Origin of the sequence: Citricoccus sp. (genome assembly GCF_032154715.1) — a bacterium.
Lineage (GTDB): Bacteria > Actinomycetota > Actinomycetes > Actinomycetales > Micrococcaceae > Citricoccus.
The window spans coordinates 1-11683 of sequence record NZ_JALDXU010000104.1 but is presented as its reverse complement, the minus strand read 5'-3'; the positions used below and the strand labels follow the sequence as shown (position 1 = coordinate 11683).

The window sequence follows — 11683 nt, the reverse complement described above, 5'->3', positions numbered from 1 at the left end:
CGCCGACGTCGGGCGGCCGGGTGTACTCCTCGGAGACCGGCGGACGCAACACCGACTTCCGGGAGAACCGGGATCACGAGGGCGGCCGCGAGGGCCGTGGTGGTGCCGGCCGCTCCCGCGGTGGCCGCAGCCGCCGCTCCTCCAGCGCGCAGGGCGCGCCCCGCAGCTGATCCCGACTGAGAGCCGACCGGGCGCCAGCCGCCCGTGACACCGTGAAGCCCCCGCATCCAGCCGGATGCGGGGGCTTCACCGTGTCAGGCAGGGGCGGAATCAGCCCATGGTGCCGGCGAGGGCGAAGATCGCCCAGGCGATGACGAATCCCATGACGCCGATGAGGGTCTCCAGCACCGTCCAGGTCTTCAGGGTCGTCTTGACGTCCATCCCGAAGAACCGGCCGACCAGCCAGAATCCGGAGTCGTTGACGTGGGAGGCCACCACGGAACCGGCGCCCACGGCGAGCACCATGGCGGCCAGCTGCACGGCGTTGTAGTCCGCGGCCGCCACCCCGGCGCTCACCAGGCCGGCAGCGGTGGTCAGGGCCACGGTGGCCGAGCCCTGCGCGATCCGCAGCACGGCGGCGATGAGGAAGCCGGCGAGGATCAGCGGCACACCCAGGTCGGACAGGGAGTCCTCCAGGGCATCTCCGATGCCGGAGGCGCGCAGCACGGAGCCGAACATGCCGCCGGCGCCGGTGACGAGGATGACGGAACACACCGGGCCGAGGGCGCCCTCGAGTGTCTTCTCCAGGACGGACTTGTCGGTCCCGCGGGCCCGGCCCAGGACGATCGTGGCCACGATCAGCGTGATGAGCAGCGCCACGGGGGTCTCCCCGAGGACGCGGAGGACCTGGAACCAGGTGGTCTCGCCGGTACCCTCGGGCAGCATGCCGCCTCGGTTCAGGGTGTCCAGGCCGGTGTTGAGGAAGATCAGGACCATCGGCAGCAGCAGGACCAGGACCACGGTCACGAACCGCGGCGGGTTCTTCTCCTGCTCCTCGTCTGCCCGTCCGAGCAGGGAGGGCACCGGCAGCTGCCAGCGCCGGCCGGCCCAGCGGCCGAAGAGGTAGCTGGTCACGTACCAAGTGGGCAGGGCCACGAGCAGGCCCAGGAGCATCACCAGGCCGACGTTGGCCTCGAAGAACGTGGCGGCGGACACCGGACCCGGGTGCGGGGGCAGGTAGATGTGCATGACGGAGAAGGCACCGGCCACCGGCAGCCCGTAGGACAGCACCGACCCGCCGAGTCGGCGTGCCACGGCGAAGACGACGGGCAGCATGACGACCAGGCCGGCGTCGAAGAAGATGGGGAAACCGAACAGCAGGGACGCGACGCCGAGGGCGAAGGGGGCCCGCTTCTCACCGAACCAGCCGATGAGGGTGTCCGCCAGGACCTTGGCGCCACCGGACATCTCCACGAGCCGGCCGAGCATGGCCCCCAGGCCCACCAGTAGGGCGACGGTGGCCAGGGTGCTGCCGAAGCCCTCCGTCGCCGTGGAGACCACCAGGTTCGCCGGGATGCCCGCGGCGAAGGCGGTCAGGACGCTGACGAGGACGAGCGCGGGGAACGCGTGCATCCGCAGGTACATGATGAGGAACAGCAACAGCGCGATCGCCGCGGCGGCGATGCCGAGCAGCGGTCCGGCCCCCAGGGTAGGGGTCCATTCTTCGATGGTCATGGGTGGGCCTTCGGGTCGGAGCGCAGCCCGGCGGCCCGGTCAGGACGGGGGCTTCAGCGCAAGATGGTAGCGCTTGCCGCCGCGGCGGCCGATGGCCAACGGCCGGCGGCCTCAGAGGTCGGCGACGATGGTCAGCGCCTGTTCGACAAGCTCGTCCACACTACCGGAGTTGACCAGCACCGCTCCGTCCTCGTCCCTCCCGAGTTCCTCGAGTGTCGCGAGCTGGCTGGGCACCAGCGAGGCCGGCATGAAGTGGCCCAGGCGGTGTTCCATGCGGTCCGTGATGACCGCCGGATCGCAGATGACGTGCAGGAAGAACACCCGGCCGGAGGCCTGGCGCAACAGGTCGCGGTAGGTGCGCTTGAGCGCCGAGCAGGTGACGATCGTCCCGCGGGTAGTGGCCGCCGTGCCCATCCAGTCACGGATCGCCGCCAGCCAGGGACCACGGTCCTCGTCGGTCAGCGGGGCCCCGGACCGCATTTTCTCGATGTTGGCCGCGGAGTGGAACTCGTCGGCCTCCGCGTAGGGGCGGTTCAACTCCTCGGCGAGGCGCTCGGCCAGCGTGGTCTTCCCCGAGCCCGAGATGCCCATCAGGACCAGGTGGACCGGCTCCTGCGCCGCAGCCGGTGTACCGGACGCCATCAGCTGTCGGTGGTGGTACGGCGGCCGCCGAGGGAGCGGTCGTTGTCCCCGACCTTCTTCATCTCGGAGCGCAGCTCCTTGGGCAGCGAGAAGATGATGTCCTCCTCGGCCGTGACGACCTCCTCCACGGTGCCGTAGCCGTACTCGCCGAGCAGGGTCAGCACCTCCTGCACCAGGACCTCCGGGACGGAGGCGCCGGAGGACAGTCCGACGGTGGCCACGCCCTCGAACCAGGACTCGTCCACCTGGTTGGCGAAGTCCACGCGCTCGGCCCGCTGCGCCCCGTACTCCACGGCGACCTCCTTGAGGCGCACGGAGTTCGAGGAGTTCGCGGAGCCGACCACGATCACGAGATCACAGGAGGGAGAGATCTTCTTGATGGCCGCCTGGCGGTTGGAGGTGGCATAGCAGATGTCATCCGAGGGCGGGTCCTGCAGGTTCGGGAACCGCTCGCGCAGGATGGAGACGATCTCCAGGGTCTCGTCCACGCTCAGGGTCGTCTGGGACAGCCAGATGAGGTTGTCCGGATCCTCCACCTCCACGGCCCGGGCTTCCTCCGGGTTGTTGATGATGGTGGTGTGCTCGGGGGCCTCGCCGTAGGTGCCCTCGACTTCCTCGTGGCCCTCGTGGCCGATCAGCAGGATGCTGCGGTTCTGCTTGGCGAACCGCACCGCCTCGCGGTGCACCTTGGTGACCAGCGGGCAGGTGGCGTCGATGGTCTGGAGGTTGCGCTCGGCGGCCTCGTTGACGACGGCCGGGGACACCCCGTGGGCGGAGAACACGGTCAGCGCGCCCTCCGGCACCTCGTCCAACTCCTCCACGAAGATCACGCCCTGCTCCTCGAGGGTGTCCACCACGTGCCGGTTGTGGACGATCTCCTTGCGCACGTAGACGGGCGCCCCGTGGTGCTCGAGGGCCTTCTCCACGGCGATGACGGCGCGGTCCACGCCCGCGCAGTAGCCGCGCGGAGCGGCCAGCATGACCTTCTTGTCCCCGCTCACGACGGCGGCGGCCTCCACATCCTCGCGGGTGCGGCGGGCACGGGGCACCTGGGGCATCCCGATGGCGACCGGCGAACCGGCGGCGACGGTGGGGGCGGGGGTGGCAGCGGCTGCTGAGGGAACGGCTGCTGAGAGAACGGCGGACATATGTTCCAGTCTACCGGCGTCCTCGGCACAGGCCATCAGCGGGTGAGGCACGCCTCAAAGCCCGGCGGGGCCTCGGGATCGGACTCCGGAGACCAGGGCCACGAGCAGACCGAGGGCGGCGACCACCCCGCCTCCCACGACGAGGATCAGGGTGTCCGGCATCGCGTAGTCGTGGATGCCGTCCAGCAGCGACTCGGCGCCGACCCGGGCGATGCCCTCCAGGCCCGCGGCGGGCTCCATCCGCCCCAGTGCCCAGCGGCTGACTCCGCCGGCGGCCAGGACCGTGAGGCCGGCGATGAACAGCGGGATGCCCTTCCGGCGGCGCGGTGCCGCCCACAGGGCCAGCAGGGCCACCACGGCGGCTGTTCCCGCCAGCCAGGGCCAGCGGTACAGGTTGTCCACGATCAGCACGACGACGTCCGTGGACACCGTGTCCGGGTCCGGGACGGAGAGGTCCACGGACAGCAGCGACTCCCCCGCCTCCTCGTCGCCGGCCTCGCGGCCTGCGATCAATCCCTCGCGCAGCATCTCCGCCACCGCCTCGCCGCCGGGCACCCCGGACAGGGCCTCGGCCAGCCGTTCCGCCCCGAGTTCCACGAGCGGTGCCGCCTGCAGGTGCACGGTACCGGACGTCGTCGTGTCCCCTTCGGAGAGGCGGTCGATGCGTCCGACCCAGTCCAGGCGCGTCTCCTCCAGGACCGCTGACCAGGCCGCCGGGAAACGGTCGTCCTCGACCAGTCCGCTGGCGGCGCCCTCCACGAGCCCGGAGGCGGCAGATTGGACGAATCCGGGCATGTCCGGCAACTGGTCCTCGACGAGCGAACTGACCTCCCCGGGCAGGGCCTGCCGCAGCTGTGGGTCCTCGGACACCGGGGCGGCGATCTGCTGCAGGGGCTCCGGCGTGTAGACGAGGGCCTCCACCCGGGCGCCCACCAGGGACACCGCGGCGAGCAGGCCGGCGAGCGCGGCCAGCAGGATGGACAGTACCGTGCGCATAGTGGCTCCGTTCGCGCGGGCAGAGTGGGTGGACCCGGCCTTCGGTGGCACAGGTCCGGTGTATCCCGTCCTAGCCTAGAGAGACAATGGCATGACGACCCTGCCACCGAGGAGACACGCTACGCATGGACGAACAGCCGTCACCGGCACCCCTGCCGGCCACCGCCTCCGGGACCGCGCCGGATGCCCCGTGGCCGCTGCGGGTGCTCTCGGAGAACCTCAAGACGTACTTCGAGCGCGCCCCGGAGGCCTGGATCGAGGGGCAGCTGATCGAGTTCAAGGTGATCCGCGGCAATGCCTGGATGACCCTGCGTGACCTGGACGAAGACTACTCGCTGCCGGTGACCGCCTGGCGGAACGTGGCCTCCACCCTGGAGGGCGCGGTCGAGCAGGGCTCCCGTGTGGTGGCCTGCGTCAAGCCCAGCTTCTACACGAAGACCGGCCGGCTGAACATGATCGCCTCCGCCATGCGGCCGGTCGGCATCGGAGACCTGCTGGCCCGGGTGGAGAAGCTCCGCCGCACCCTGGAGGCCGAGGGCCTGACCTCGGCGGACCGCAAACGGCCGCTGCCCGTGCTGCCGCACCTGATCGGCCTGGTCACGGGCAAGAACTCGGACGCGCTGAAGGATGTCATGCGCAACACCCACCTGCGCTGGCCTGAGGCCCGCTTCGAGATCCGTGAGGTGGCCGTGCAGGGGGCGAACGCGCCGCGGGAGGTGATGGCCGCCGTCGCCGAGCTGGACGCCCACCCCGAGGTGGACGTGATCATCATCGCGCGCGGTGGGGGCGCGCTCGAGGAGGTCGTGCTGCCGTTCTCGGACGAGGCGCTCGTCCGCGCCGTGGCCGCCACGCGCACCCCGGTCGTCTCCGCCATCGGGCACGAGGCCGACCGCCCCGTGCTGGACGACGTGGCCGATGTACGGGCCTCCACCCCCACGGACGCGGCCAAGCGGGTGGTCCCGGATGCCGCGCTCGAGCGCGAGGCGATCTCCGCGGCCCGGTTGCGCCTGGCGTCCGGGGTGGAACGCCTGGTGCTGCAGGAGGCCCAGTCCCTGCAAGCCCTCCGCACCCGGCCCGTCATGGCCCAACCGGAACGCCTGGTGGACGAGCGCGCCCAGGACCTGGAGCGGTGGCGGGGACGGGCCCGCACGTCGCTCTCCGGCCGGCTGGACCGGGAGCACGACGCCGTCGGACACTTGCGGGCGAGGGTGCGGTCCCTGTCCCCCCAGAAAACCCTGGACCGCGGCTATGCGGTCGTCCAGCGCCAGGGCGAGGTGGTCCGCCGCGCTGGGCGGGTCGCCCTCGGGGACCGGCTGGACATCCTGGTGGCCGCCGGCAGGATCGGCGCCACCGTCACGGACATCACCGATCCTGCCGATCCCGGCGAAGCCCTCCACACCAGTGAAACCACTGGCGGCGCCGGGCAGGCCGACCGAGCTACGCCTTCCGCACACACCGCAACCACGACCCCCGAGGAGACCGCATGAGCGACGCGACCGAGAACACCCACCCCACCACGCCGGGCCCGGAAGTTCCTGCCGTGGATGGTGCCACTGTGGAGGGGTTCTCCGCGGCGGACACCTCGGACATTGCCGCCCTGAGCTATGAGCAGGCCCGGTCCGAACTCGTCGAGACGGTATCCCGGCTGGAGACCGGCGGGGCCGGGCTGGAGGAGTCCCTGGCGCTCTGGGAGCGCGGCGAAGCCCTCGCCGACCGTTGCGAGGAGTGGTTGAACGGGGCCCGGGCGAAGCTCGACGAGGTGCGGGCCAAGACGGCCGACCGCACCGTCTGATCAGTTCCGGTGCTGGCCGGTTAAGGCCAGATCAGGCGGTCTGGCCGGAGTGCTTTCCTTCGGCGAATTCCTCCACCATCTTGGCGTTGAAGGCGTCCAGATCACCCGGGTTGCGGCTGGTGGTCAGGCCCTGGTCCACCACCACCTGCTCGTCCACCCACGTGGCGCCGGCGTTCTTCAGGTCCTCGGACAGCGAGTGGTAGCTGGTGAGTTTGCGCCCCTGGACCACACCGGCGTTGATCAGGGTCCACGGTGCGTGGCAGATGGCCGCCACCGGCTTGTGCTGGTCGAAGAAGCCGCGGACGAAGCCCTGGACGTTGGCATCCACGCGGAGTGCATCCGCGTTCAGGGTGCCGCCGGGCATGACCAGGCCGTCGAAATCGGAGGCCGAGACGGAACCGGCCGAGTGATCCACGGTGAAGGTGTCACCGTGCTCCCAGTCACCGTTCATGGCGGTGATCGTCCCGGACTCGACCGAGACGAGCCGGGGCTGTCCCCCGGCGGCGATGACGGCGTCCCACGGCGAGGTGAGTTCGACCTGTTCCACCCCCCGGGTCGCGAGGAAGGCGATGGACTTTCCCTGGAGTTGCTGAGTAGTCATGCGCCAGCCTAAGCACGTCCCCCCGGGGCCAGGGCAAGGTCTGTGGCGCTCGTGTTCGCCGAAAGCGAGGCGAATCGCCGATGGCGCCGTGATTGACCAGCTGATATCCCAGAGATAATCTCGGCAAGGCTGGATGGGAAAAATATAACCAGCATCACTCATGCACCATAGTTTCCAGTTGACCAATCACCCCTGGTCGATGGCGACCAGGAGAGGGACCGCACCGTCATGCCCAACATCCTCGATCGAGAGGCCATCGTCGCCCCTCGAGAATTCAATCGCTGGCTGATCCCGGCCGCCGCACTGGCGATCCATCTGTGCATCGGCCAGGTCTATGCTTTCAGTGTCTTCAAGATCCCGATGATGGGCCATTTCGAGGCCGGTGACGTGGCGGTCGGCTGGATCTTCTCCGTGGCCATCGCCATGCTCGGCCTGGCGGCCGCCTTCGGCGGCACGTGGGTCGAGCGGTCCGGGCCGCGCAAGTCGATGGTCGTGGCCGGCAGCTTCTGGGTGGTTGGCTTCTTTGTCGCCACCGTGGGCATCGCCACCGGTCAGCTCTGGCTCGTCTACCTCGGCTACGGTGTGATCGGTGGCATCGGCCTCGGCATCGGCTACATCTCTCCCGTGTCCACGCTGATGAAGTGGTTCCCGGACCGCCCCGGCCTGGCCACCGGCCTGGCGATCATGGGATTCGGCGGTGGCGCGCTGATCGCCAGCCCGATGTCCAACAGCCTCATGGCGTTCTACGGCGGGGGCTCCGATCCGGAGCAGCTCCAGGGCGGTCTGATGCAGACCTTCCTCACCCTGGCCATCGTCTATGCCGTGGTCATCGCCCTGGGCGCGATCGTGATCCGCGTCCCCCACCCGGACTGGAAGCCGGCGGGCTGGGATCCCGCCCAGGCCGCCTCCAAGCCGATGCAGACCCGTGCCAATGTGTCCGCCCAGTCCGCCATCAAGACCCCGCAGTTCTGGCTGCTGTGGATTGTGCTGTTCTGCAACGTGACGGCCGGCATCGGCATCCTGGAGAACGCCGCCCCCATGATCCAGGGGTACTTCGACTGGATCACGCCGGCCGCCGCCGCCGGCTTCGTGGGCCTGCTGTCCATCGCCAACATGGCCGGCCGCATTGTCTGGTCCTCCACCTCGGACTATTGGGGCCGCAAGAACAACTACATGATGTACCTCGGCGTCGGTCTGGCCATGTACCTCATCATCGCCCTGATGGGCGGGGCCAACCTGATCGTCTTCATCGTGGCCACCATGGTCATCATCTCCTTCTACGGCGGCGGATTCTCCACGGTCCCGGCATACCTGAAGGACATGTTCGGCGTCTTCCAGGTCGGGGCCATCCATGGCCGCCTGCTGACGGCTTGGTCCGCGGCCGGCATCGCCGGACCGTTGATCGTCAACAGTCTGATCGAGTCCCAGGCCGCCGCCGGTAAGACCGGTGCGGACCTGTACACGGCCTCGCTGTACATCATGGTCGGCCTGCTGGCCATCGGATTCATCGCCAACCTGCTGGTCCGGCCTGTGGCCGAGAAGCACCACATCTCCGAGGACCAGATCCGCGAGAAGGAGCAAGCCAAGTGAGCACCAGCAACGAGAACACCCCCAACAACCCCGCCCGCGCCGAGGCGGCGGGCGGCCACTCCCCGGCGATGGACACCGGAGGCCTCTACCGCGCCTTGGCCGTCGTCCTCGCCCTGATCGTCATCGCCGCGCTGGCCTACGGCCTGGTCCAGACGGCGATCAAGGCCTCCGCGCTCTTCACCGGCTGAGGCCCAACACCACCGGTCACCAGCGCACGCGAAAGCTCACCGCAGAAGGTGGTTCGGGGGCCGGGCACTGACACAGTGCTCGGCCCCCGAACCCTCTGCCAGCAGCCGTATCAACGGGCGGTGAGCCGGCGGGGGGCCTCAACTGGCGGCGAGACGCTCCTGCTCGGCGCTCACGTCGAAATCTGCCGGCGGCCAGTCGAGGCGCATGCTCTCCAGCACGCTGATCATCAGTTCCTGCACGGCGATCCTCGAGTACCACTTGCGGTTGGCCGGCACGATGAACCAGGGGGCGTCCTCGGTGTCCGTCTCGGCAATGGCGGCACGGTAGGCCTCCATGTACTCGTCCCAATACGCGCGTTCGTCCACGTCTGAGGGGCTGTACTTCCAGAACTTGTCCGGACGCTCCAGCCGTTCGGCCAGGCGCTCCTTCTGCTCCTCCTTGGACAGGTGCAGCATCACCTTGATGATGCGGGTGCCACCCGCCACCAGTTCCTGCTCGAACCCTCGGATGTCCGCGTAGCGCTGCTCGATCTCCTCCATCGGAACCAGTCCCCGGACCCGCTGGATCAGCACATCCTCGTAGTGGGACCGGTCCCAGACGCCCACATAGCCGTCCTGCGGGACATGCGGGCGAATGCGCCAGAGGAAGTGGTGCTGCTGCTCCTCCTCGGTGGGCGCCTTGAAGGCCGCATCCTCCACGCCCTGGGGGTCCATGGCGCCGATCACGTGCCGCATGATCCCGCCCTTGCCGGCGGTGTCCATCGCCTGGACCACCAGCAGCAGGGAGCGGCCCCGTCCGTGCTCATCCAGGGTGCCGGCCACGCCGTTGGCGTAGAGCAGTTCCTGGAGATCGGCCAGCCGTTCGGCGCGGGCCTCGAGGGTGGCCTCCCCCTCGGCCTTGCCGCCGAGGTAGCCCGGCTTGGTGTCCGGATCCACATCGAGCGGCCCGAGGGGCTCTCCGGGTGCTTCGGGTGTCCCCTCTGTGGAGCGGGCCCGCAGTGTATGCCACGGGTCCGCGTGGAATTCCATCACGTGCCGTTTAGCGCTCACGGTAGTCCTCCAGGAAATCGGCGATGCGGCTGATGCCCTCCTCCAGGTCCCGCACGTTCGGCAGGGTGACGAGGCGGAAGTGGTCGGTGTCCGGCCAGTTGAAGGCGCGGCCGTGGGAGACGAGGATCTTCTGGGCCCGTAGCAGCTCGATGACGAACTTCTCGTCGTCCTCGATCCGGTAGACCTCTGGGTCCAGCCGCGGGAACAGGTACAGGGCACCCTGGGCCGGCTGCACGCTCACCCCGGGAATCTCGGAGAGCAGCTTCTGCGCCAGGTTGCGCTGTTCCAGCAGCCGTCCGCCCGGGAGGATGAGGTCGTTGACGGACTGGTAGCCGCCCAGGGCGGTCTGGATCGCGTGCTGGGCCGGGACGTTGGCGCACATGCGCATGTTGGCCAGCAGCGTCAGGCCCTCGAGGAAGTCGATGGCCCGGTGCTTCGGCCCGGAGACGGCCACCCAGCCGGAGCGGAATCCGGCCACCCGGTAGGCCTTGGACAGCCCGGAGAAGGTCAGCGTCACCACGTCGTCGGACAGTCCGGCCACGTTGATGTGGCGGGCCCCGTCGTACAGGATCTTCTCGTAGATCTCGTCACTCATCAGCACCAGGTTGTGCCGGCGGGCGATGTCCACGATCCCGTTGAGCACCTGGCGGGAGTAGACCGCCCCGGTGGGGTTGTTCGGATTGATGATGACGATGGCCTTGGTCCGGTCCGTCACCTTGGACTCGATGTCCTCCAGGTCCGGGGACCAGCCTTCCTCCTCGACGCAGCGGTAGTGCACCGCGCTGCCGCCCGAGAGGGTGGTGGCACCGGTCCACAGCGGGTAGTCCGGGGAGGGGATGAGCACCTCGTCACCGTCGTCCACGAGCGCCTGCAGCACCATCGAGATCAGCTCGGAGACGCCGTTGCCGATGAAGACGTCCTCCACATCGATGCCCATGATCCCGCGCGACTGGTAGTACTGGCTGACCGCGGTCCGGGCCGAGTAGATGCCACGGGAGTCGGAGTACCCCTGGGCATGCGGCAGGTGGGAGACCATGTCCTTGAGGATGGCGTCCGGAGCCTCGAAGCCGAATGGCGCCGGATTGCCGATGTTCAGCTTCATGATGCGGTGGCCGGCCGCCTCCATGCGCTGGGCCTCTTCCAGGATCGGCCCGCGCACGTCATAGCGTACGTTGAGGAGCTTCGAAGACTGCTTGATCTGACCGGTCCGTGTCTTTGCCATGGGCCCCATCCTAGAACCGCGGGCCGCCGGATCGCGGGAGTGACGGCGGGATACGGCCGGCCCTGACGAGCGGCGCTCTCGCGGCTGCCGGCGGAGCGCCGGTCAGAACCAGTTCTCGGGGCTCTCCTCGAGTCCGGCGGCGACGAGCCAGTACTGGGCGGCCTCCTCGCCCGGCAGAGGGTCCGGTCCGGTGGCGAGCCGCTGGAGTTCGGCCAGCATCTCCCCGTCGAGTTTCCCGGCGACCTCGTTCACCGCGTCCGAGGCCCCCTCGGGCAGGACCTCCGGCTCGGCCACCATGAGCACACGCCCCTCCGGAAGCACCCGGCCCGCGTCCCCGAGGGGTTCGAGCGCCTGATCGGGGATCGCCGGGTCGGTGCCGTACAGCAGCGCGACGTCGGCCCGTCCGGTCACCAGGTCCGCGGCGGCGCCGGCGTCACCCTCCTCGATCCACTCGGCTGGTTCGCAGCCGGCCAGCACGTCCAGCCGTTCGCCGAGGACGGCCGCCGCGGGTGCCGGGGCGAACACCATCCGCTCGCACAGGCCGTTGAGGTCGGTGAGATCCTCCATCTCGTACAGCCCCGACAGCGCCGAAGTGGTGACCGCCTGCAAGCGCATGGTGCCTGAGGACGCCCCGATCACCTCCGTGTCCTCCGGGAAGTACTCGGAGACCATGGCCGTGGTGCCCTGGGCATCTGCTGCGGGACGCCCCTCGGGCAGGGGCGTGGGCGAGCCCGTGGCGGTCGGGTGTCCGGTCGGCGAGGCCGGCGCCGGGTCCGACGG

11 protein-coding genes and 1 pseudogene are annotated in these 11683 nt (G+C 69.4%); 4 read left to right on the top strand and 8 right to left on the bottom strand.

What is annotated here, in order from left to right; all coding sequences use genetic code 11:
• Nucleotides 1-270 precede the first annotated feature (270 nt).
• The 4 genes from RUH65_RS13695 to RUH65_RS13680 form a co-directional block, all read right to left on the bottom strand.
• Complete coding sequence (locus RUH65_RS13695; protein WP_313818127.1) at nucleotides 271-1674, bottom strand: GntP family permease; 1404 nt, start codon at nucleotides 1672-1674, stop codon at nucleotides 271-273.
• A 111-nt stretch (nucleotides 1675-1785) separates the two neighbouring features.
• Complete coding sequence (locus RUH65_RS13690; RefSeq protein WP_313818125.1) at nucleotides 1786-2316, bottom strand: gluconokinase; 531 nt, start codon at nucleotides 2314-2316, stop codon at nucleotides 1786-1788.
• The gene (locus RUH65_RS13685) at nucleotides 2316-3374 is read right to left on the bottom strand and encodes a 4-hydroxy-3-methylbut-2-enyl diphosphate reductase (protein WP_313818129.1); all 1059 of its coding nucleotides are present in this window, start codon (nucleotides 3372-3374) and stop codon (nucleotides 2316-2318) included. Before RUH65_RS13685 ends, RUH65_RS13690 begins: the two co-directional genes overlap by 1 nt.
• 144 nt (nucleotides 3375-3518) lie before the next feature.
• Nucleotides 3519-4460 carry a hypothetical protein gene (locus RUH65_RS13680; protein ID WP_313818123.1) on the bottom strand — a complete coding sequence of 314 codons (942 nt, stop codon included), beginning with the start codon at nucleotides 4458-4460 and terminating at the stop codon, nucleotides 3519-3521.
• 125 nt (nucleotides 4461-4585) lie between these two features.
• On the opposite strand from RUH65_RS13680, the gene xseA reads away from it, so the two are divergent.
• Nucleotides 4586-5947: an exodeoxyribonuclease VII large subunit gene (gene xseA / locus RUH65_RS13675; RefSeq protein ID WP_313818122.1), complete on the top strand. Its 1362-nt coding sequence runs from the start codon at nucleotides 4586-4588 to the stop codon at nucleotides 5945-5947.
• Nucleotides 5944-6252: an exodeoxyribonuclease VII small subunit gene (locus RUH65_RS13670; RefSeq protein WP_313818121.1), complete on the top strand. Its 309-nt coding sequence runs from the start codon at nucleotides 5944-5946 to the stop codon at nucleotides 6250-6252. The genes xseA and RUH65_RS13670 overlap by 4 nt, the downstream gene beginning before the upstream one ends.
• Nucleotides 6253-6283: 31 nt before the next feature.
• Here RUH65_RS13670 and RUH65_RS13665 read toward each other — a convergent pair whose 3' ends face one another.
• A complete protein-coding gene (locus tag RUH65_RS13665; RefSeq protein ID WP_313818120.1) occupies nucleotides 6284-6853 on the bottom strand; it encodes a type 1 glutamine amidotransferase domain-containing protein in 570 nt (189 codons plus the stop codon).
• 228 nt (nucleotides 6854-7081) lie between these two features.
• Here RUH65_RS13665 and RUH65_RS13660 point away from each other — a divergent pair, with 228 nt between their 5' ends.
• Both RUH65_RS13660 and RUH65_RS13655 read left to right on the top strand, forming a co-directional pair.
• The gene (locus RUH65_RS13660) at nucleotides 7082-8443 is read left to right on the top strand and encodes an OFA family MFS transporter (protein ID WP_313818119.1); all 1362 of its coding nucleotides are present in this window, start codon (nucleotides 7082-7084) and stop codon (nucleotides 8441-8443) included.
• Nucleotides 8440-8631: a hypothetical protein gene (locus RUH65_RS13655; protein WP_313818118.1), complete on the top strand. Its 192-nt coding sequence runs from the start codon at nucleotides 8440-8442 to the stop codon at nucleotides 8629-8631. Before RUH65_RS13660 ends, RUH65_RS13655 begins: the two co-directional genes overlap by 4 nt.
• Before the next feature lie 138 nt (nucleotides 8632-8769).
• Here the strand turns inward: RUH65_RS13655 and RUH65_RS13650 are convergent, their stop codons facing one another.
• The 3 genes and pseudogenes from RUH65_RS13650 to RUH65_RS13640 form a co-directional block, all read right to left on the bottom strand.
• Nucleotides 8770-9660, bottom strand: coding sequence for a PPK2 family polyphosphate kinase (locus RUH65_RS13650; RefSeq protein WP_396180293.1), 891 nt, complete (start codon nucleotides 9658-9660; stop codon nucleotides 8770-8772).
• Nucleotides 9661-9670: 10 nt separating this feature from the next.
• On the bottom strand, nucleotides 9671-10903 hold the full coding sequence (locus RUH65_RS13645; protein ID WP_313818116.1) for a pyridoxal phosphate-dependent aminotransferase: 1233 nt from the start codon (nucleotides 10901-10903) through the stop codon (nucleotides 9671-9673).
• 102 nt (nucleotides 10904-11005) lie between these two features.
• A pseudogene (locus RUH65_RS13640) lies at nucleotides 11006-11683 on the bottom strand (hypothetical protein); the annotation flags it as partial.

What these genes read in the sequence shown, in the direction of transcription:
- xseA (WP_313818122.1), top strand. Translation starts at nt 4,586, where the DNA reads ATGGACGAACAGCCGTCACCGGCACCCCTGCCGGCCACCGCCTCCGGG.
- RUH65_RS13690 (WP_313818125.1), bottom strand. Translation starts at nt 2,316, where the DNA reads ATGGCGTCCGGTACACCGGCTGCGGCGCAGGAGCCGGTCCACCTGGTC.
- RUH65_RS13670 (WP_313818121.1), top strand. Translation starts at nt 5,944, where the DNA reads ATGAGCGACGCGACCGAGAACACCCACCCCACCACGCCGGGCCCGGAA.
- RUH65_RS13685 (WP_313818129.1), bottom strand. Translation starts at nt 3,374, where the DNA reads ATGCCCCAGGTGCCCCGTGCCCGCCGCACCCGCGAGGATGTGGAGGCC.
- RUH65_RS13665 (WP_313818120.1), bottom strand. Translation starts at nt 6,853, where the DNA reads ATGACTACTCAGCAACTCCAGGGAAAGTCCATCGCCTTCCTCGCGACC.
- RUH65_RS13645 (WP_313818116.1), bottom strand. Translation starts at nt 10,903, where the DNA reads ATGGCAAAGACACGGACCGGTCAGATCAAGCAGTCTTCGAAGCTCCTC.
- RUH65_RS13650 (WP_396180293.1), bottom strand. Translation starts at nt 9,660, where the DNA reads ATGGAATTCCACGCGGACCCGTGGCATACACTGCGGGCCCGCTCCACA.
- RUH65_RS13680 (WP_313818123.1), bottom strand. Translation starts at nt 4,460, where the DNA reads ATGCGCACGGTACTGTCCATCCTGCTGGCCGCGCTCGCCGGCCTGCTC.
- RUH65_RS13660 (WP_313818119.1), top strand. Translation starts at nt 7,082, where the DNA reads ATGCCCAACATCCTCGATCGAGAGGCCATCGTCGCCCCTCGAGAATTC.
- RUH65_RS13695 (WP_313818127.1), bottom strand. Translation starts at nt 1,674, where the DNA reads ATGACCATCGAAGAATGGACCCCTACCCTGGGGGCCGGACCGCTGCTC.